The following is a 19,697-nucleotide window of genomic DNA, read 5'->3' as shown; positions in this document are numbered from 1 at the left end:
TCTGCGAACGTGTACGCCATGGGATTCCATGTCGACTCCGAGACCGGACGGCTCCGCCGCGTCATCCTCCACCGGCCCGATCTGGAACTGAAGCGGCTCACGCCGAGCAACAAGGACGCGCTCCTCTTCGACGACGTCCTGTGGGTGCGCAGGGCCCGGCAGGAGCACGACGGCTTCGCCGACGTCCTGCGGGACCGCGGCGTGGAGGTCCACCTGTTCGGCGACCTGCTCCGGGAGGCGGTGGACATCCCGGAGGCCAGGCACCTCGTCCTGGACCGGGTGTTCGACGAGAAGGAGTACGGCCCGCTCGCCACCGACCACCTCCGCGCCGTCTTCGACGGGCTGCCGGCGGCGGACCTCGCCGAGGCGCTGGTCGGCGGGATGACCAAGCGCGAGTACCTGGAGCGGTACGCCGAGCCCGTCTCGGTCCGCTTCCACGCCATGGACCTGGACGACTTCCTGCTCGGGCCGCTGCCGAACCACCTCTTCACCCGGGACACCTCCGCCTGGATCTACGACGGCGTCTCGATCAACGCCATGCGCTGGCCGGCCCGGCAGCGCGAGACGGTCCACTTCGAGGCGATCTACAGGCACCACCCGCTTTTCACGGCGTCGGGCGCCTTCCACTACTGGTCGCAGGGGCAGGCCGACTACCCGTCGACGATCGAGGGCGGGGACGTCCTCGTCCTCGGCAACGGCGCCGTCCTGATCGGGATGAGCGAGCGGACCACCCCGCAGGCGGTGGAGATGCTCGCGCGGGGCCTGTTCGCCGCCGGCTCGGCGACCAGCATCGTGGCGCTCGACATGCCGAAGCGGCGGGCGTTCATGCACCTGGACACGGTGATGACGATGGTGGACGGGGACACCTTCACCCAGTACGCGGGCCTCGGCATGCTCCGCTCGTACACCATCGAGCCGGGCGCCGGCGCGCACGAGCTGAAGGTGACCGACCACGCGCCGGAGCACATGCACCGGGCCATCGCGGCGGCCCTCGGCCTGGACGCCATCCGGGTGCTGACGGCCCGGCAGGACGTGCACTCGGCGGAGCGCGAGCAGTGGGACGACGGCTGCAACGTCCTCGCCGTGGAGCCGGGCGTGGTCGTCGCCTACGAGCGGAACGTGACGACCAACACGCACCTGCGCAAGGAGGGCATCGAGGTCATCGAGATCCCCGGCAGCGAGCTGGGGCGGGGCCGGGGCGGGCCGCGCTGCATGAGCTGTCCGGTGGAACGCGACGCCGTCTGAGGGGCGGCGGGGCGCCGGGCGGCGCAGCCTGGCGGGCGCAGGGCGTCTGACGAGGCAGGATGAATCGGGAGGAGGCGGGGAGCACCGGGCGGAAGGCGTGGGCAGGGCACCCGGGGTCTGTATATCAATACAGAGCATCGTATAGACTTCCGGTCTCCCGCTTCCCGCCCCGCGACCCTGGAGTACCCCCATGGCCATCGACCTCGCCGGCCGCAGTTTCCTGAAGGAGCTCGACTTCACCGCCGCCGAGTTCCGCGGCCTGGTCGAACTGGCCGCCGAGCTCAAGGCCGCCAAGAAGGCGGGTGCCGAGCAGCCCCGCCTCAAGGGCCGCAACATCGCCCTCGTCTTCGAGAAGACCTCGACGCGCACCCGCTGCGCCTTCGAGGTCGCCGCCGCGGACCAGGGGGCCAACACCACCTACCTGGACCCGGCGAGCTCCCAGATCGGGCACAAGGAGTCCGTCAAGGACACCGCCCGCGTGCTCGGCCGGATGTTCGACGGGATCCAGTACCGCGGCGACAGCCAGGCGGCCGTCGAGGCGCTCGCCGCCCATGCCGGCGTGCCCGTCTACAACGGGCTCACCGACGACTGGCACCCCACCCAGATGCTCGCCGACGTCCTCACCATGACCGAGCACAGCGCCCTGCCCGTCGAGCGGATCGCCTTCGCCTACCTGGGCGACGCCCGCTTCAACATGGGCAACTCCTACCTCGTGACCGGCGCCCTCCTCGGCATGGACGTGCGCATCGTCGCACCCAAGGCCTACTGGCCGGCCGCGTCCGTGATCGACAGGGCCCGCGACCTCGCCGCCGTCAGCGGGGCCAGGATCCTGCTCACCGAGGACGTCGCCGAGGGCGTCGCCCGCGCCGACTTCGTCGCCACCGACGTGTGGGTGTCCATGGGGGAGCCCAAGGAGGTGTGGGACGAGCGGATCACCGCCCTCGCCCCGTACGCCGTCACCATGGACGTCCTGCGCGCCACCGGCAACCCGGACGTGAAGTTCCTGCACTGCCTGCCCGCCTTCCACGACCTCGGCACCGCCGTGGGCCGCGAGATACACGCCCGCCACGGCCTCGAGTCGCTGGAGGTGACGGACGAGGTCTTCGAGTCCACGCACTCCGTCGTCTTCGACGAGGCCGAGAACCGGCTCCACACCATCAAGGCCGTGCTCGTCGCCACGCTCGCCGCACCCGCCGGCACCGCCTGACGGCCCGGTGCGGGGGAGGGGCGGGGGATCCCGATTCGCGCCCCCTCACCCGTCTATCGCGTTTCCGTGACGGAAGTCAGGATCCGGTGATACCTTCGGGTGCGTGAGCCCCTTCACCGGTTCCACCCAGGCAACAGAACAGTGGCGCCACCTGCGGGTGACCCGGCAGGACGGCGTGGCCACCGTCACCCTCGACCGCCCCGAGAAGCTCAACGCCCTCACCTTCGGCGCGTACGCCGACCTCCGCGACCTGCTCGCCGAGCTCTCCCGCGAGCGGTCCGTGCGCGCCCTCGTCCTCGGCGGCGAAGGCCGCGGCTTCTGCTCCGGCGGAGACGTCGACGAGATCATCGGCGCCACCCTCTCCATGGACACCGCGCAGCTCCTGGACTTCAACCGGATGACCGGCCAGGTGGTGCGCGCCGTCCGCGAATGCCCCTTTCCCGTGATCGCCGCCGTGCACGGGGTCGCCGCCGGCGCCGGCGCCGTCCTCGCGCTCGCGGCGGACTTCCGCATCGCCGACCCCACCGCGCGTTTCGCGTTCCTCTTCACCCGCGTCGGCCTCTCCGGCGGCGACATGGGCGCCGCGTACCTGCTGCCGCGCGTCGTCGGCCTCGGCCACGCCACCCGCCTCCTCATGCTCGGCGAGCCCGTACGGGCCCCCGAGGCCGAGCGCATCGGCCTGCTCAGCGAGCTCACCGAGGAGGGCAAGGCCGACGTACGGGCCGCGGAGCTCGCCGCGCACCTCGCCGCCGGGCCCGCCCTGGCGTACGCGCAGACCAAGGCCCTGCTGACCGCCGAGCTCGACATGCCGCTCGCCGCGGCCGTCGAACTCGACGCCAGCACCCAGGCCCTGCTGATGAACGGCCGGGACTACGCCGAGTTCCACGCCGCCTTCACCGCGAAGCGGCCGCCGGAGTGGGAAGGCAGGTAGCGCCGTGCCCCTCGGGAACACGCTCGACGTCGCAGTGATCGGCGGAGGACCGGGGGGCCTGTACGCGGCCGCCCTGCTGGCCCGGCAGGGCCACCGGGTCCAGGTGTGGGAGCGCAACGCGCCCGACGACACCTTCGGCTTCGGTGTCGTCCTCTCCGACGAGACCCTCGGCGGCATCGAACGCGCCGACACCGAGGTGTACCGGGCCCTCGGCGCCGAGTTCGTCCGCTGGGACGACATCGACATCGTCCACCGCGGCCGCATGCACACCTCCGGCGGCCACGGCTTCGCCGCGCTCGGCCGGCGCCGCCTCCTGCACGTCCTGCACGAACGCTGCACCGCCCTCGGCGTCACGCTCCGCTTCCGCACCCCCGCCCCGCCCGCCGACGCCCTCGCCGCCTCCCACGACCTGGTCGTCGCCGCCGACGGCGTCCACAGCGCCACTCGGCAGGCCGCCGCCGAGCACTTCCGGCCCACCCTGACCAGCGGCCGCTGCCGCTACATCTGGCTCGCCGCCGACTTCGCCTTCGACGCCTTCCGCTTCGAAATCGCCGAGACCGAGCACGGCGTCATGCAGCTCCACGCCTACCCGTACGCGCCGGACGCCTCCACCGTCATCGTCGAGATGCGGGAGGAGGTCTGGCGCGCCGCCGGCCTCGACCTGTGCGACGAGGCCGAATCCGCCGACCGCTGCGCCAAGGTCTTCTCCGAGGCCCTGCGCGGCCGCCCGCTGCACGGCAACCGGTCCGCCTGGACCGGCTTCCGGACCGTCGTCAACGAGCGCTGGTCCCACGGCAACACCGTCCTCCTCGGCGACGCCGCCCACACCGCGCACTTCTCCATCGGCTCCGGCACCAAACTCGCCGTCGAGGACGCGCTCGCCCTCGCCGAGGCCGTCGCCGCCGAGCCGGACGTCCCCGCCGCACTCACCGCGTACGAGGCCGCCCGCCGGCCCGCCGTCGCCTCCACCCAGCGGGCCGCGGCCGCCAGCATGCGCTGGTTCGAGGAACTCGCCGGGTACGTCGACCAGCCCGACCGGCAGTTCGCGTTCAACCTGCTCACCCGCAGCCGCCGCGTCACCCACGGCAACCTGCGGCTGCGCGACGAGCGCTTCACCCGCGCCGTCGAACGCGACTTCGGCTGCCCGGACGACCGCACCCCGCCCATGTTCACCCCGTTCACCCTGCGCGGGCTGACCCTGCGCAACCGGGTCGTCGTCTCCCCGATGGACATGTACTCCGCCGCCGACGGCGACGGCCTCCCCGGCGACTTCCACCTCGTCCACCTCGGCGCCCGCGCCCTCGGCGGCGCCGGCCTCGTCATGACCGAGATGGTCTGCGTCTCCCCGCAGGGCCGGATCACCCCCGGCTGCACCGGCCTCTACACCGACGCGCAGGCCGCCGCCTGGCGGCGCATCGCCGACTTCGTCCACACCTGCGCACCCGGCACCGCCCTCGGCGTCCAGCTCGGCCACTCCGGCCGCAAGGGCTCCACCAAACTCATGTGGGAGGGCATGGACGACCCCCTGCCCGAGGGCAACTGGCCCGTCGCCGCCGCCTCCCCCCTGCCCTACCGGCCCGGCGTCTCACAGGTCCCCCGCGCCCTGGACCGCCGGGAGCTCGCCGCGATCCGCGCCGACTTCGCGGCGGCCGCCGCCCGCGCCGCCGACTGCGGCTTCGACCTCCTCGAACTGCACTGCGCGCACGGCTACCTGCTGTCCGGGTTCCTCTCGCCGCTCGCCAACCACCGCGACGACGCCTACGGGGGCCCGCTGGAGAACCGGCTCCGCTTCCCCCTGGAGGTCTTCGACGCCGTCCGCGACGTCTGGCCCGAGGACCGGCCCATGACCGTCCGGCTCTCCGCCACCGACTGGGCGCCCGGCGGCACCACCGCCGAGGACGCCGTCCGCATCGCCGCCGCGTTCGCAGAGCACGGCGCCGACGCCATCGACGTCTCCACCGGGCAGGTCGTCCCCGACGAGGCCCCCGAGTTCGGGCGCTCGTACCAGACCCCGTACGCCGACCGGATCCGCAACGCACTCGGCGTCCCCGTCATCGCCGTCGGCGCCATCTCCTCCTGGGACGACGTCAACTCGCTGCTCCTGGCCGGCCGCGCCGACCTCTGCGCCCTCGGCCGACCCCACCTGTACGACCCGCACTGGACCCTGCACGCGGCCGCCGACCAGGAGTACGCCGGCCCCGCCGCCCCCTGGCCGGCGCCCTACCGGGCCGGCAGCCGCAAACCGCCCACCGGAAAGGGCTGAGCGGCCGGGCAGCGGGCGGTGGCCGCACCGCTCAGCGCGGTGCGAACACCGCCCGGTCCTCCACCGGCACGAAGCCGAGCCGCAGGTAGACCCCCGTGCTCGTCGGGTTCGCCGTGTCCGCGAACAGCAGCACCTCCCGGGCGCCCGCCGCCCGGGCCGCGCCCACCGCCGCATGCGTGGCACCCGCCGCGTACCCGCGCCGGCGGTGCTCGGGCGGTGTGTACACCGGGCCGATCCGGGAGGTCCCGCCGTCGGGCGGGCTGAACGCGGCGAGCCCCGCCGGACGGCCCGCGGCGTCCTCCCACAGCAGCACCCCGCCCCCGGCGACCCGGTCCCGCGCCGCGCCCTCGCCGGGCGGCGGGTCGCCGACCTCCGCCGCGAAGGAGGCGCACCACTCCCGCACCAGCGGCAGGTCCGCCTCCACGGCCGCCCGGGCCCGCCCCTGGGGCGCCGGATCCGGCGCCGCGAGCTCCCCGAGCCGGTACAGCCGCAGCACCTCCGGCTCGCCGACCGGCCGCCCCCACGCCTCCGCGAGCCGCTCGCCGTCCGCGCGCCGGGCATTGAACCCGCCGACCCCGCCCAGCAGCGGCTCCCGCCGCAGCGCCTCGCCCAGCGCCGCCACCGCCTCGCCGGGAACCCTGCCGAGGACCAGCGGGTACGGCGGCGTGCACAGGAGGCCGCCGGCGACCGTGCCGTCCGCGCCGGTCCACCAGCCGAACACCGGGTCCCGGTCCGAGAAGGCGTGCGGGCCGCGACGCAGCAGGGCCCCCTCCACGGTCAGCAGCAGCGTGTTCGAGACGGGGTCGGCGGCGACGGCCGCCCCGGCCGCGGCCCGGTAGGCCGCCAGATCATGGGTGAAGGTCCAGGTCATGGCCCATCATGGCGCCCGCCCGCACCGCGCCGCACCCGGAATTCCGCCCGCCCCGGCCGTCCGCCGGACTACGGCTGGACGAAGCGGGCGCCGGTGTCCCGCAGCCGGGCGTGGAGCTCCGCGAAGACGGCCGCGGCCCGGTCGCCCGGCCAGTCCGACGGCAGCAGGTCGCGCGGCAGCCCCGGGTCCGCGTACGGCAGGCGCCGCCAGCCGTCCAGGGCCCGGAGGTAGTCCCGGTAGGCCTGCTCCGGCGTCGGCGAACCGCCCTGCTGGAGGGCGCGCAGCACCGGCTCGTGCCGGTCGAGGAACTCCTCGTGCGCCTTGGCCAGCGCGGTCAGGTCCCACCAGCGGGCCACCGCCTCCGCGGTCGGAGCGAAGCCCAGGTGCGTGCCGCGGAACAGCTCCACGTACGCCGTCAGGTGCAGCCGGTCCAGGGTGTGCCCCGTCTCCTCGTACAGGTGCGCCGGCGCGATCCACACGCCGGGGGCCACGGCGCCGAAGCCCAGCCGCGCCAGCCGGGAGCGCAGCAGGTGCCGCTTGTGCCTCTCCTGCTCCGGGACGGAGAACACCGCGACCAGCCATTCGCCGGTGCCCCGGACGGCCCGGTCGCCGTAGATGCGCCGGTCGCCGTCGTCGAGGAGCCGGCGCGCATCGTCGGAGAGCTCGTACCCGGCGGAGCCGTCCGAGGCCCTGGCGGGCAGCAGGAAGCCGCGCCGTTTGAGCCGGGACACCGAGGAGCGCACCGACGGGGCGTCCACGTCCGCGGCGCCCAGCAGGCGGACCAGCGCCGACACGGGCACGGGCCCCTCGAAGGCCCGCCCGTAGGCGCCGTAGAAGGTGACGATCAGGGATCGCGGGGTGTGCTGCTCGGCCACGGGTTCACTGTAGATCGCGCAGCCGGAACCGCTGAAGTTTCCCCGTCGGGGTCCGCGGCAGCTCGGGCAGGAAGACGAACGCGCGCGGGCACTTGTGCGGGGCCAGTTCGGCGCGCATGAACTCCCGCAGGGCGTCCTCCGTCAGGACCGCGCCCGGACGGGGGACGGCGTACGCCACGACGATCTGGCCGCGCCGCTCGTCCGGGCGGCCCACGACGGCCGCCTCGGCGACGTCCGGGTGGCGCAGCAGCGCCTCCTCCACCTCCGGGCCGGCGATGTTGTACCCGGCGGAGACGATCATGTCGTCGGCGCGGGCCACGTAGCGGAAGTAGCCGTCCGCATCGCGGATGTACGTGTCGCCGGTGAGGTTCCAGCCGTCCCGTACGTAGTCCCCTTGCCGCGGGTCGGCCAGGTAGCGGCAGCCGACCGGGCCGCGCACGGCGAGCAGCCCCGGCTCGCCGTCCGCGACGGGCCGGCCGGAGCGGTCCACCACGCGGGCCTGCCAGCCGGGCACGACGCGGCCGGTGGTGCCGGGGCGGATGTCGTCGTCCGCGGCGGAGATGAAGATGTGCAGCAGCTCCGTCGCGCCGATCCCGTTGATGATCCGCAGCCCGGTCCGCTCGTGCCAGGCCTGCCAGGTCGCGGCGGGGAGGTTCTCGCCCGCCGAGACGCAGCGGCGCAGCGCCGACAGGTCGTGGGCCTCGCCGTCGAGCGCGTCCAGCATCGCCCGGTAGGCGGTGGGCGCCGTGAACAGCACGGTGACCCGGTGCTCGGCCAGGGCCGGCAGCAGGACGCGCGGTACGGCCTGCTCAAGCAGCAGGGCGCTGGCGCCGGCGCGCAGCGGGAAGACGACCAGGCCGCCGAGGCCGAAGGTGAAGCCGAGCGGCGGGCTGCCCGCGAAGACGTCGTCGGGCCGGGGCCGCAGCACGTGCCGGGAGAAGGTGTCGGCGATCGCCAGCACGTCCCGGTGGAAGTGCATGCAGCCCTTCGGCCGGCCCGTGGTGCCGGAGGTGAAGGCGATCAGCGCCACGTCGTCCGCGGAGGTCCCGACCGCCGGGAACGGCTCCGTGTGCTGCTCGACGAGGCGGAGCAGGTCCTTCTGGCCGGTCCCGCCGTACGGGGTGACGCGCAGGCCGGGGACGTCCGCGCGGGCGAGGTCCTCCAGCACCGACTCGTGGCACAGGGCGTGCCCCACCCGGGCCATCGCGCACACCGTCGCCAGCTCGTGCGCCCGCTGCTGCGCCAGGACGGTGACGGCGACCGCACCGGCCTTCACCACCGCGAGCCAGCACGCGGCGAGCCAGGGGCCGGTCGGGCCGCGCAGCAGCACCCGGTTGCCGGGGACCACCCCGAGGTCGGCCGTCAGGACGTGCGCGATGCGGTCCACCCGGTCGCGCAACTCCCCGTACGACCAGGTCTCGCCGGTGCCGCTGCGGAAGGCGGGGCGCTCCGGCCCGAGCCGGGCGATGGTGGCGTCGAGCAGCTCCGCCGCGCAGTTGAGGCGGTCCGGGTAGGCCAGTTCGGGCAGTTCGAAGAGCAGGTCCGGCCACGCGTGCGGCGGCGGCAGGTGGTCGCGCGCGAAGGTGTCGGCATGGGCCGAAGGCTTGAGCTCCAAGGCGGGTTCGCCCCCTTGCGACGGCTGCGCCCCCTGGTCGGGGCCGAAACGGGTGGAGCCGGCCGTGCGCTTGCCCCACGAGCGTATCGTGATGGTGACGGGAGTCAACAGGACGCGATAGAAGCGGGGATGTTCGGATGACCGGATTCGCGCTCGGAGCGGAACAGGAGCAGTGGTGCGGGCAGCTGCGCGAGCTGTCGGCCACGAGGCTGCGGCCGCTGGCGGACAAGGGGGAGCCGGGACGCGTCAACCGTCCGCTGCTCGCGGAGCTCGGGGCGCTGGGGCTGCTGGACCGGCTGTTCACCTCGGGCGCGCTGGAGCTGTGCCTGCTGCGGGAGTCCCTCGCGTACGGGTGCACGGAGGCGGAGACGGCGCTGGCCCTGCAGGGGCTCGGGGCGCACCCGGTGCTCAGCGCGGGCACGGACGCGCAGCGGGAGCGCTGGCTGCCGCAGGTGCGGGCCGGCCGGGCGGTGGCGGCCTTCGCGCTGAGCGAGCCGGGGGCCGGCTCGGACGCGGCGGCGCTGGCGCTCGCGGCGGAGCCCGACGCCGGCGCCGACCCGGGGGCGGCGGGCGGCTGGCGGCTCAGCGGCGAGAAGTGCTGGATCTCCAACGCCCCGGAGGCCGACTTCTACACCGTCTTCGCCCGCACCGGCGAGGCTCCCGGGGCGAAGGGCGTCACGGCCTTCCTCGTCCCGGCCGACCGGCCCGGACTGTCCGGGGAGCCGCTGGAGATGCTCTCCCCGCACCCCATCGGCAGACTGGTCTTCGACGGGGTCCCCGTCGGCCCGGAGGACCTGCTGGGCCGGCCCGGGCGCGGCTTCGCCGTGGCGATGGCCACGCTGAACCTGTTCCGGCCCAGCGTGGGCGCGTTCGCGGTGGGCATGGCGCGCGCCGCCCTCGACGCGACGCTGGCGCACACCGCGAGCCGCACCGCGTTCGGCGGGGTGCTCGGCGACCTCCAGGCGGTCGGGCACCGGGTGGCGGAGATGGCGACCCGGACCGAGGCGGCCCGGCTGCTGGTCTACGCGGCCGCGGGCGCGTACGACGCGGGGGACGCGGACGTCCCGCGCCGCTCGGCCATGGCCAAGCTGCTGGCGACGGAGACCGCGCAGTACGTGGTGGACCACGCCGTGCAGCTGCACGGGGCCGCCGCCCTGCGCCGGGGCCACCTGCTGGAGCACCTGTACCGGGAGGTCAGGGCCCCGCGCATCTACGAGGGCGCGAGCGAGGTCCAGCGCACGATCATCGCGCGGGAGCTGTACCGGTGAGCCCGCAGCGGATCAACCCGGCGGAGCTGTCGCCGGCGACGGGCTTCTCCCACGCGGTGGCGGCGACCGGCTCCCGGCTGGTGTTCCTCGCGGGGCAGACCGCGCTGGACGCGGACGGAGCGGTGGTCGGGGCGACGCTGCCGGAGCAGTTCGAGCGGGCCCTGTCCGGTCTGCTGACGGCGCTGGCGGCGGCGGGCGGCGCGCCGGCGGACCTGGTGCGGGTGACCGTGTACGCGGTGGACGTGGCGGACTACCGGGCGCACGCCCCCGAACTGGGCCGCATCTGGCGGCGTCTGGCGGGCCGCGACTACCCGGCGATGGCGGTCGTGGGCATCGTCCGGCTCTGGGACGAGGAAGCCCTGGTCGAACTGGACGGTATCGCCGTCCTTGACGGTCCGTCCGAAGCAATTCCACAAGGCGGGGATCCCAGTTGGGAAGCGGCTTGCGGGGGGTCCCGGGGTGCGGGGCCGGCGAGCGGCCTTTGACAGGGAGCAGGTAAGGGGGGAGTGTGGAAATGCCCCCTTTGGGATCAATTGTCAAGATGCTCGGAGGTGCATGATCATGCGCCGTGGGATCATTGCGGCAGCCGTGGCGGGCGCCGCAGGCGTCGCTCTCGGCCTGACGCCGGTGAGCGGAGCGTTTGCCGCGCAGACCTCGCTGACCCCGGAGACCCGGCAGGACTGGCGGTGTTCGGACGACCGGCGCGGAAGCCATGACTGGCGTGACTGCTGCGAGCGGTGGAACCGGTGGGACGACCGGCCCGACTGGTGCTGGGACAACGTCCACCACAGCAACCGCGACTACGACCGGCACGACTACCGCGACTACAACGACCACGACTGGAACGGCTACGGCGGCAACGGCCACAACGGCTACGGCGGCAACGGCCACGACGGCGGCTACGGCGGCAACGGCGGCAACGGCCACGACGGCGGAGGCCGTGGCGGCGGTGGCGGCGACGGCGGTGGTGGCGGCAACGGCGGCCACGGCGGCGGTGGCGGCCACGGCGGCGGCGGCCACGGTGGCGGCGGTGGCGGTGGTGGTGGCGGCAAGTAACTCCGCACACCGGAACTGAGCCGCCCGTTCATTCCGCATCCCGAACACGCCGGAGGGAACCGGCAGGTGACGGCCCGCGCATCCCGCGCGGGCCGTCACCGCCGTCCGCCCCGGCCGCCCCTCCCGCGCCGCGGCCGGGGCGGCCGGGGCGGCGGGCTCAGCCCTCCAGCAGGCCGCCCATCCACTCCTCGATCCCGGCCACCGTCCGCGGCAGGGCCCCCGACATCAGCCGGGCCCCCGTCGCGGTGACGACCAGGTCGTCCTCGATGCGCACACCGATGCCGCGCAGCTCCGGCGGCAGCGTCTCGTCGTCCGGCTGGAGGTAGAGGCCCGGCTCGACCGTCAGCACCTGGCCCTCCTCCAGCACCCCGTCCAGGTACGTCTCCGCGCGCGCCTTGGCGCAGTCGTGGACGTCGAGCCCCAGCATGTGGCCGCTGCTGCACAGCGTGTACCGGCGGTGCAGGTCGCCCTCGGCGTCCTTGAGCACGCCCCAGTCCGCCAGGCCCTCCGCGATCACCCGCATCCCCGCGCGGTGGAAGTCGCGGAAGCTCGCCCCCGGCCGAAGCGCGGCGATGCCCGCCTCCTGCGCGGCGAGCACCAGCTCGTACACCTGCCGCTGGACGGGGGAGAAGCGCCCCGACAGCGGGAGCGTGCGCGTGATGTCGGCCGTGTAGAGGGTGTCGGTCTCCACGCCGGCGTCGAGCAGCAGCAGGTCGCCCGCGTCGAGCCGCCCGTCGTTGCGGATCCAGTGCAGCACGCACGCGTGTGCGCCGGACGCGGCGATGGTGTCGTAGCCGGTGCCGTTGCCCTCCGCCCGGGCGCGCAGGCCGAAGACCCCCTCGATCCACCGCTCGCCGCGAGGGTGGGCGAGCGCGCGCGGCAGCGCCCGTACGACGTCCTCGAATCCGGCGGCGGTGTGGTCGACGGCCAGCTGGAGCTGCTCGACCTCCCAGGCGTCCTTGACCAGGCGCAGCTCGGACAGGGCGGTGGCCAGCTCGGCGTCGGTCGCGGCGTTGCGGCCGGCCGGGTCGCCCAGCGCCTCCAGGTGGGCGCAGCGCAGCCCGGTCAGCCGCTCCGCCTCCGCGAGGTCGGGGCGCCGGCCGACCCAGAACTCCCCGTACCGGCGGTCCCGGTAGAACTCCTCGCTGCCGCCGGTGCGCGGCGAGCGGGGGCGCAGGTACAGCACGGCCTCGTGCCCGTGCGGGCCGGAGGGCTCCATCACGAGCACGTGGCCGACCTGGTCCTCGCCGGTGAGCCCGGTGAGCCAGGCGTACGCGCTGTGCGGGCGGAAGCGGAAGTCGCAGTCGTTGGAGCGGACCTTCAGCTCGCCGGCCGGGACGATCAGCCGCTCGCCCGGGAAGAGTGCGGACAGGCGGGCGCGGCGGGCCGGGGTGACGGCGTACGCGGCGACGCGCTCGGAGTCCGGCAGCGGTGACGGGGCCCAGTTGCCGGCCATGTACCGGGACAACTCGGCGGATACCGGCAGGTCGTGACTCCCGGTGTTGAGGCGGGAGAGGGCTTCGGTCACGGGGGCTCCCTGGGAAAGACGTGAACTGGTGTGCGCACAGGTCTTGTCAGTGCAATTTCACATTACTATGTTACAGCTCACACCGCGGCGCGTTAATCCCCGTCAAATGCCGTGTGGCGCAGGGCAGTTCACGCACGACCGCTCGTCCGGCACGTCCCACGCAGCACCCCCGCGCCGTGTCCGCCATGTCCCCCACCTCCCCTTCCAGGAGTCCTTGGTGTCCCAGCACAGAGTTGTGCGTTCCTCCCTCCTCTCGACCGCCGTGGCGGTCACGCTCCTCGCCACGGCGGGCCAGGCCGTGACGGTGGCTGCCGAGACCGCGGTGCCCGCCCCGGCGCAGGGTGCGGCCGCCGCCCCTGCCGCCCCCGCCGCCGGGGCGCGCGGCGGGAACCCGTTCGACGAGGTCGACCGCCTCGCCTCGCCGAAGGAGGCGGCCCCCGCGTCCGCCGTCGCGCCGGGCGCCGGCCGCACCCCCGGCGGCCAGGCCGCCCGCTCCGCCGCGGACGCCGCGGCGGCCCAGGCCGCCCAGGGCCGCACCCCCGGCGCCCCGACCGCGGCCGCGCCGGCCTCCGAGCGCAGCGAGAAGAGCCGCAAGGCCGCCGCGGCGGCCCCCGCGACCGGCCGCACCCTCGCCGCCGGCGTCCCCTGCACCCTCGACGGCGTCACGGGGCTGTCCCCGGAGCAGTTCGCCGACTTCCTCGCCGACGAGGCCGTCACGGCCGACGGCTGCCTGCGCAGCATCATCTGGAACTGGGACGCCCGCCTGGCCCGGGTCATGTCCGACGCCCACGTCCAGGCCGTCTCCCGGCGCATATCCGCCCTGGCCGCGGCGCACGACGGCAAGAACTCCTCCCACCTGGAGGAGATGTTCACCTACCTGCACGCCGTCGCCTACCACGACCACTCGCGCTCCGAGATCGACGTCACCGACGCGCCGACCGTCGAGGCCATGCGCCGCGCCATCGCCGACTTCGGCGCCGCCGCCCGCACCTTCGACACGACCGCCTCCAACGCCCGCACCCTGCGCGAGGCCCTCTACGCCGGCAGTGCTCCCGGCCTGCGCCACCACCAGATCGGCCTGATCAAGAAGGTCCTGGCCACCATGGACCCGGGCCACCCGGCCACCCACCACGACCCGAACTGGGCGGGCGCCGCACTGGCCGCGCTGTCGGTGAACTACCTCGGCGTCTACCCGGGCAACCAGGACGCCGCCTTCCACGCGGCGGTCGCCGCCGACCCGGCCTACCGCGACCTGTTCAAGGCGTTCGCCGGCTACGGCCACCTCAAGGGCACCGCCAACGCCTGGGTCGCCCGCGACGCCCTCGGCGAGTACGGCCGCTTCGGCCAGGTCCCCTCCCTGAAGGACCGGACCGTGGCCGACCTCGGCGGGCTGCTGTCGACGGCCCGCACCACCTTCGGCGACGGCAGCGAGCAGTGGGCGAAGATCGTCTCCTGGCTCAACTTCTACGAGGCGTGCAAGCCGTACGGGGTCTGCAAGGAGGACATCGAGAAGCAGCTCTTCCCGAACACCTTCACCTACGACAACGGCGCCATCAAGGTCCGCACCGCCCTCGACCGGGCCACCGTCGACCAGCTCTACTACGCGAGCAAGCAGGTCAAGGCGCAGTACCACCGGGTGATCGGCACCGACCAGCCGCTCGCCGGCGACCCGAACAGCACCCTCAACATCGTGCTGTACGCCTCGCGCGCCGACTACGTGAACTACCACCCGATCCTGACCGGGTACGACACGAACAACGGCGGCATCTACATCGAGAACGGCGCCACCTTCTACACCTACCAGCGCCGCGTCCCGCAGGACTCCACCCTGACCCTGGAAGAGCTCTTCCGCCACGAGTACGTGCACTACCTCAACGGCCGCTTCGCCGTGCACGGCTTCTTCGGCCAGGGCCCCTGGTACGAGGGCGACCGCACCACCGCCATGGACGAGGGCACGGCCGAGTTCTTCGACGGGGCCACCCGCTCCGACGGCATCGCCGTGCGCAAGTCGCTCGTCAAGAGCATCATCGGTGACACGGCGGGCGGCGGCCCCCGCATGAGCGTCGGGCAGATCCTCAACGCCACGTACGACGGCGACGGCTTCCGCTTCTACAGCTACGCCGGCACGTTCTTCGAGTTCCTGTGGACCGAGAAGCCGTCCCTGCTCCGCGAGATGTACACCCACCTGCGCAACAACGACGTGGCGAAGTACGACGCCTGGCGCCACCGCCTCGGCTCGGACAGCTACCTCCAGCGCGACTACGACCGCTTCCTGGACGCGCAGATCGCCAAGGTGGACCAGCTGTTCGTGCCCAACACCACGTACACGCCGAACGAGCAGCTGCGCGACTCCGCGCTCGCCTCGGTGAAGTCCTCGTTCGCTGCGGCCACCTACAACACGCCGGACTGCGTGGAGAACGGCGACCCCGGCAAGCGGCGGTTCACCTGCACCGGCCGGATCACCGCGAACCTGAAGAACTGGCGCAGTGACGACCAGAACTTCAAGGACATGTCCGAGACGGTCGACTACTTCCTCCTCGACCGGGCCGGCGCGGCCTCCAACAACCTGGCGGACATGAACTGCTCCTTCGGCCCGGTGGAGATCTGGGACAACCGCACGGCCGGCACCTCCCCCTACAGCTGCGAGGGCCCGCTGCGCAGCTGACCCCGTGCCGCCGGCGGCCGGCCCTGCCTTCCGGGAGACCCCCGGAGCGGGGGGAGGGCCGGCCGCCGGACCATCCGCTGCTGCACGCTCTGGGCAGCCGCAAAAGAATGTGACATATTACTGCCGTGCCCAAGAGACATCCCCTGGACGTCGTGATCGTCGGAGCCGGCGTCGTCGGAGCGGCGTGCGCCTACTACGCCGCACGCGCCGGCCTCCGCGCCGCCGTCGTCGACCGCGGCCCCGTCGCCGGCGGGACGACCGGCGCGGGCGAGGGCAACCTCCTCGTCTCCGACAAGGAGGCCGGCCCCGAGCTCGACCTCGCCCTGCTGTCCGCAGGCCTCTGGCGCGACCTGGCCGCCGACCTCCCCGAGGAAATCGAATACGAGCCCAAGGGCGGCCTCGTCATCGCCCCCGACGAGACCGCCCTGAAGGCCCTGCGCGCCTTCGCCGAAGGGCAGCGCGCCGTCGGCGTGGAGGCCGTCGAGGCCGGCCCCGCCGAGCTGCGCGAACTGGAGCCGCACCTGGCGCCCGGGCGGGCGGGCGGCTTCCTCTACCCCCAGGACGCTCAGGTCCAGCCCGCACAGGCGGCCGCCCGCCTGCTCGCCGCCTCCGGCGCCGAACTCCACCTCGGCGAGGAGGTCACCGCAGTCCTCACCGCCGGCGGCGCCGTCCGCGGGGTGCGCACCACGCGCCGCGAACTCGCCGCCCCCGCCGTCGTCAACGCCGCCGGCACCTGGGGCGGCCGCATCGCGGAGCTCGCCGGCACCGCCCTGCCGGTCCTGCCGCGGCGCGGCTTCGTCCTCGTCACCGAGCCGCTGCCCCGGGTCGTACGGCACAAGGTGTACGCCGCCGACTACATCGCGGACGTCGCGAGCGGCTCCGCGGCCCTGCAGTCCTCGGCGGTCGTCGAGGGCACCCCGGCCGGGCCGGTGCTGATCGGGGCGACCCGGGAGCGCGTCGGCTTCGACCGGTCGCTGTCCACGGAGGCCCTGCGCCGCCTCGCCGGACAGGCCGCCGCCCTCTTCCCGGTCCTCGCCGACGCCCGCGTCCTGCGCGCCTACCACGGCTTCCGCCCCTACCTCCCCGACCACCTCCCCGCCATCGGCCCCGACCCCCGGGTCCCCGGACTGCTCCACGCCTGCGGGCACGAGGGCGCCGGCATCGGCCTGGCCCCCGCCACCGGGGTCCTCGTCGCGGCCGCCCTCACCGGCGCCGAACCCCCGCTCCCGCTCCACCCCTTCCGCCCGGACCGCTTCCCCGATCCCGCGGCGCAGCCGAAGGAGACCGGCCGATGACCGACCGCCCGCACCGCCGGTCCCCGCGCGACCTCGTCGGCGGGCGCCCCGACGCCACGTACACCCTGCGCTTCGACGGGCGCGAGCTGACCGCCCAGGCCGGGCAGTCCATCGCCGCCGTGCTGTGGGGCGCCGGGATCCTCGCCTGGCGCACCACCCGTCAGGGCGGCGCCCCGCGCGGCGCGTTCTGCGGGATCGGCAGCTGCCACGACTGCCTCGTCACCGTCAACGGCCGCCCCAACCAGCGCGCCTGCCTGGTCCCCGCCCGCCCCGGGGACGCCGTCACCACCCAGGAAGGGACCGGCCGTGCCGACCTCGCCGTCTGACCTCCCCGGCCCCGGCGCCCAGGACGCCGCCGACCACCCGGAGGAGGGCCTCGCCGACCTCGCCGTGGTCGGCGCCGGCCCGGCCGGCCTCGCCGCGGCCGTCACCGCCGCCGGGTTCGGCCTGCGCGTCACCCTGATCGACGCGGGGGAGCGGCCCGGCGGGCAGTTCTACCGGCATCCCGCCCCGCAGCTGGGCGCGGAGCGGCCCGAGGCCCTCCACCACGGCTGGGCCGCGTTCGCCGCCCGCGAGCGGGCCCTGCGCGCCCACACCGCCTCCGGCCGCGTCACGTACCTGCCGGGCCACCACGTGTGGACCGTGGTCCCGCAGGACGCGGCGCAGGACGCCCCGCAGGACGCCGCTCCCGCCGGGGACGCCGCCGGCCGGGCCCCCGCCGCCTGGGTGCTGCACGCCGTCGCCGGGCCCGAGGAGCACGCGGTGGCCGTCCGCGCCCGCGCCGTGCTCCTCGCCACCGGCTCCTACGAGCGCCAACTGCCCTTCCCCGGCTGGACCCTGCCCGGCGTCGTCGGCGCCGGCGGAGCCCAGGCCATGCTCAAGGGCGGCCTCGTCCTGCCCGGCCGCCGCGTCGTCGTCGCCGGGAGCGGCCCGCTGCTGCTCGCCGTCGCCGGATCCCTCGCCTCCGCCGGGGCGCGGGTACCCGCCGTCGTCGAGGCCGCCGCCTACACCGGCTACGCCCCCGCCCTGCCCGCCCTGCTCCGCAATCCCGCCAAGCTCGCCGAGGGTGCCGTGTACGGCGGGGCCCTGCTGCGCCACGGCGTGCGGCTGCTCACCCGGCACGCGGTGACCGAGGCGCACGGCACCGACCGGGTGGAGGCCGTCACTGTGGCCCGCCTGGACGCGGACTGGCGGCCGCTGCCCGGTACCGCCCGCCGCATCCCCTGCGACGCCGTGGCCGTCGGGCACGGCCTGGTCCCGCAGCTGGAGCTGGCCACGGGCCTCGGCTGCGCCACCCGCCGCGCCGCCGACGGCACCGCCGCGCTCGACCTCGACGCCCTCCAGCGGACCTCCGTCCCCGGCATCTGGTCCGCCGGCGAGACCGGCGGCATCGCCGGTGCGCAGCCGGCGCTGGTCGAGGGGGAGATCGCGGCCCACGCCGTCGCCGGCCGGCCGGTCCCGGCGGCCCTGGTGCGCCGCCGCGCGCGGCTGCGGGCCTTCGCCGACGCGATGGGCCGGGCCCACCGGCCCGGGGAGGGCTGGACCGGCTGGCTGCGGGACGACACGGACGTGTGCCGCTGCGAGGAGGTGCCGGCCGGGCGGATCCGGGAGGCCGTCGCGGACCTCGGGGCCGGGGACGCCCGTACCGCCAAGCTGCTCACCCGCGCCGGAATGGGCTGGTGCCAGGGCCGGATGTGCGGACCGGCCGTCGCCGCCCTCGCCGGCGAGGAGCAGGCGCCCGACCGGCGGCCGCTGTCCTGTCCGGTGCCGATGCGCCTGCTCGCCGGCCTGCCGCCCGCCGACGGCTGACGTCCGCGGGCGGCAGGGCGCGCCGCGCGCTGCGCCCCCTTCTGCCCCCGGCCTGCACGACCCGGCCCGTCCGGAGTCTTGTGGCCGAGTTCAACCCACTAGTAAAATGTCACACACCACACTAGGGAGCTCTCTCATGACCGACGCGCACACCCCCGCGCCCACCGCCGCCGACCCGCGCACCCGCCCCTGGCACGGCATCATGGTCGCCACTGCGCTGCCCATGCGCGAGGACCTCTCCGTCGACTACGACGCCTACGCCGACCACGTCGCGTGGCTCATCGCCAACGGCTGCGACGGCGTCGTCCCCAACGGCTCCCTCGGCGAGTACCAGACCCTCACCGACGAGGAGCGGGCCCGCGTCGTGCGCACCGCCGTCGAGGCCGCGGGCGACGGCAGCCGCGTCATGCCGGGCGTCGCCGCCTACGGCAGCGCCGAGGCCCGCCGCTGGGCCGAGCAGGCCGCCGAGGCCGGCGCCGGCTCCGTCCTGCTGCTGCCGCCCAACGCCTTCCGCGCCGACGAGGACGCCGTCCGCTCCCACTACGCCGAGGTGGCCCGCACCGGCCTGCCCGTCGTCGCGTACAACAACCCGATCGACACCAAGGTCGACCTCACGCCCGCCCTGCTCGCCCGGCTCCACGCCGACGGCAGCATCGTCGCCGTCAAGGAGTTCAGCGGCGACGTCCGCCGCGCCTACGAGATCGCCGAACTCGCCCCCGGCCTGGACCTCCTGATCGGCGCCGACGACGTCCTGCTGGAACTCGCCCTCGCCGGCGCCGTCGGCTGGATCGCCGGCTACCCCAACGCCCTGCCCGCCGCCTGCGCCACCCTCTACCGGGCGGCCGTCGCCGGCGACCTGGACACCGCACTGCCGCTGTACAAGTCCCTGCACTCGCTGCTGCGCTGGGACTCCAAGACCGAGTTCGTCCAGGCCATCAAGCTCTCCATGGACCTCGCCGGCCGCCCGGGCGGCGCCACCCGCCCGCCGCGCTACCCGCTGACCGGGGAGACCGAGGCGGCCGTCCGCGCCGCGACCGAGAAGGCCCTCGCCGAGGGACTCAACTAGCCG

At 74.8% G+C, this 19,697-nt stretch carries 15 protein-coding genes and 1 pseudogene; 12 read left to right on the top strand and 4 right to left on the bottom strand.

All coding sequences use genetic code 11. The annotated features are described in order from the left end of the window. Positions 1–18 precede the first annotated feature (18 nt). The 4 genes from IE170_RS12775 to IE170_RS12760 all read left to right on the top strand — a co-directional run bounded on the left by IE170_RS12775 (position 19) and on the right by IE170_RS12760 (position 5,646). Positions 19–1,245, top strand: coding sequence for an arginine deiminase (locus IE170_RS12775; protein ID WP_189809446.1), 1,227 nt, complete (start codon positions 19–21; stop codon positions 1,243–1,245). A gap of 190 nt (positions 1,246–1,435) precedes the next feature. Beyond that, the gene (gene argF / locus IE170_RS12770) at positions 1,436–2,452 is read left to right on the top strand and encodes an ornithine carbamoyltransferase (RefSeq protein WP_189809445.1); all 1,017 of its coding nucleotides are present in this window, start codon (positions 1,436–1,438) and stop codon (positions 2,450–2,452) included. A gap of 103 nt (positions 2,453–2,555) precedes the next feature. Next, a complete protein-coding gene (locus IE170_RS12765) occupies positions 2,556–3,383 on the top strand; it encodes an enoyl-CoA hydratase family protein (RefSeq protein ID WP_189809444.1) in 828 nt (275 codons plus the stop codon). Positions 3,384–3,387: 4 nt separating this feature from the next. Beyond that, positions 3,388–5,646 (top strand): bifunctional salicylyl-CoA 5-hydroxylase/oxidoreductase, encoded by a 2,259-nt coding sequence (locus IE170_RS12760; protein WP_189809443.1) that lies wholly within the window; start codon positions 3,388–3,390, stop codon positions 5,644–5,646. A 31-nt stretch (positions 5,647–5,677) separates the two neighbouring features. Here IE170_RS12760 and IE170_RS12755 read toward each other — a convergent pair whose 3' ends face one another. From IE170_RS12755 to IE170_RS12745, 3 genes are all read right to left on the bottom strand, one after another. After that, positions 5,678–6,517: a GNAT family N-acetyltransferase gene (locus tag IE170_RS12755; protein WP_189809442.1), complete on the bottom strand. Its 840-nt coding sequence runs from the start codon at positions 6,515–6,517 to the stop codon at positions 5,678–5,680. 68 nt (positions 6,518–6,585) lie between these two features. Then, entirely contained in the window at positions 6,586–7,392 is an 807-nt protein-coding gene (locus IE170_RS12750; RefSeq protein ID WP_189809441.1) for a PaaX family transcriptional regulator, read from the bottom strand. Between the two features lie 4 nt (positions 7,393–7,396). After that, positions 7,397–9,007, bottom strand: coding sequence for an AMP-binding protein (locus IE170_RS12745; protein WP_189809440.1), 1,611 nt, complete (start codon positions 9,005–9,007; stop codon positions 7,397–7,399). Positions 9,008–9,144: 137 nt separating this feature from the next. Here IE170_RS12745 and IE170_RS12740 point away from each other — a divergent pair, with 137 nt between their 5' ends. From IE170_RS12740 to IE170_RS12730, 3 genes and pseudogenes are all read left to right on the top strand, one after another. Continuing rightward, a complete protein-coding gene (locus tag IE170_RS12740; RefSeq protein ID WP_189809439.1) occupies positions 9,145–10,275 on the top strand; it encodes an acyl-CoA dehydrogenase family protein in 1,131 nt (376 codons plus the stop codon). Beyond that, positions 10,272–10,664 (top strand): annotated as a pseudogene (locus tag IE170_RS12735) (RidA family protein); the annotation flags it as partial. The gene IE170_RS12740 and the pseudogene IE170_RS12735, both read left to right, overlap by 4 nt. Before the next feature lie 166 nt (positions 10,665–10,830). Continuing rightward, positions 10,831–11,331, top strand: coding sequence for a hypothetical protein (locus tag IE170_RS12730; protein WP_189809437.1), 501 nt, complete (start codon positions 10,831–10,833; stop codon positions 11,329–11,331). A gap of 157 nt (positions 11,332–11,488) precedes the next feature. On the opposite strand, the gene IE170_RS12725 is transcribed toward IE170_RS12730, so the two are convergent. Next, positions 11,489–12,859, bottom strand: coding sequence for an aminopeptidase P family protein (locus IE170_RS12725; protein WP_189809436.1), 1,371 nt, complete (start codon positions 12,857–12,859; stop codon positions 11,489–11,491). Between the two features lie 217 nt (positions 12,860–13,076). Here IE170_RS12725 and IE170_RS12720 point away from each other — a divergent pair, with 217 nt between their 5' ends. The 5 genes from IE170_RS12720 to IE170_RS12700 all read left to right on the top strand — a co-directional run bounded on the left by IE170_RS12720 (position 13,077) and on the right by IE170_RS12700 (position 19,694). Further along, on the top strand, positions 13,077–15,524 hold the full coding sequence (locus tag IE170_RS12720; protein ID WP_189809435.1) for a collagenase: 2,448 nt from the start codon (positions 13,077–13,079) through the stop codon (positions 15,522–15,524). A gap of 125 nt (positions 15,525–15,649) precedes the next feature. After that, entirely contained in the window at positions 15,650–16,819 is a 1,170-nt protein-coding gene (locus tag IE170_RS12715) for an NAD(P)/FAD-dependent oxidoreductase (RefSeq protein ID WP_189809434.1), read from the top strand. Beyond that, the gene (locus IE170_RS12710) at positions 16,816–17,145 is read left to right on the top strand and encodes a (2Fe-2S)-binding protein (RefSeq protein WP_189809433.1); all 330 of its coding nucleotides are present in this window, start codon (positions 16,816–16,818) and stop codon (positions 17,143–17,145) included. The genes IE170_RS12715 and IE170_RS12710 overlap by 4 nt, the downstream gene beginning before the upstream one ends. Next, entirely contained in the window at positions 17,126–18,628 is a 1,503-nt protein-coding gene (locus tag IE170_RS12705) for an FAD/NAD(P)-dependent oxidoreductase (RefSeq protein ID WP_189809432.1), read from the top strand. The genes IE170_RS12710 and IE170_RS12705 overlap by 20 nt, the downstream gene beginning before the upstream one ends. A gap of 136 nt (positions 18,629–18,764) precedes the next feature. Next, positions 18,765–19,694 carry a dihydrodipicolinate synthase family protein gene (locus tag IE170_RS12700; protein WP_189809431.1) on the top strand — a complete coding sequence of 310 codons (930 nt, stop codon included), beginning with the start codon at positions 18,765–18,767 and terminating at the stop codon, positions 19,692–19,694. The last annotated feature ends 3 nt before the right edge of the window (positions 19,695–19,697 follow it).

Origin of the sequence: Streptomyces toxytricini, from assembly GCF_014649915.1 — a bacterium.
Taxonomy (GTDB): domain Bacteria; phylum Actinomycetota; class Actinomycetes; order Streptomycetales; family Streptomycetaceae; genus Streptomyces; species Streptomyces toxytricini.
The sequence above is the reverse complement of the archived record's forward strand: the minus strand, read 5'-3'. Positions and strand labels throughout refer to the sequence as shown.

Excerpts from the sequence above, each read along its gene's own strand:
- IE170_RS12740 (WP_189809439.1), top strand. The coding sequence starts at position 9,145 with ATGACCGGATTCGCGCTCGGAGCGGAACAGGAGCAGTGGTGCGGGCAG.
- IE170_RS12730 (WP_189809437.1), top strand. The coding sequence starts at position 10,831 with ATGATCATGCGCCGTGGGATCATTGCGGCAGCCGTGGCGGGCGCCGCA.
- IE170_RS12775 (WP_189809446.1), top strand. The coding sequence starts at position 19 with ATGGGATTCCATGTCGACTCCGAGACCGGACGGCTCCGCCGCGTCATC.
- IE170_RS12700 (WP_189809431.1), top strand. The coding sequence starts at position 18,765 with ATGACCGACGCGCACACCCCCGCGCCCACCGCCGCCGACCCGCGCACC.
- argF (WP_189809445.1), top strand. The coding sequence starts at position 1,436 with ATGGCCATCGACCTCGCCGGCCGCAGTTTCCTGAAGGAGCTCGACTTC.
- IE170_RS12710 (WP_189809433.1), top strand. The coding sequence starts at position 16,816 with ATGACCGACCGCCCGCACCGCCGGTCCCCGCGCGACCTCGTCGGCGGG.
- IE170_RS12755 (WP_189809442.1), bottom strand. The coding sequence starts at position 6,517 with ATGACCTGGACCTTCACCCATGATCTGGCGGCCTACCGGGCCGCGGCC.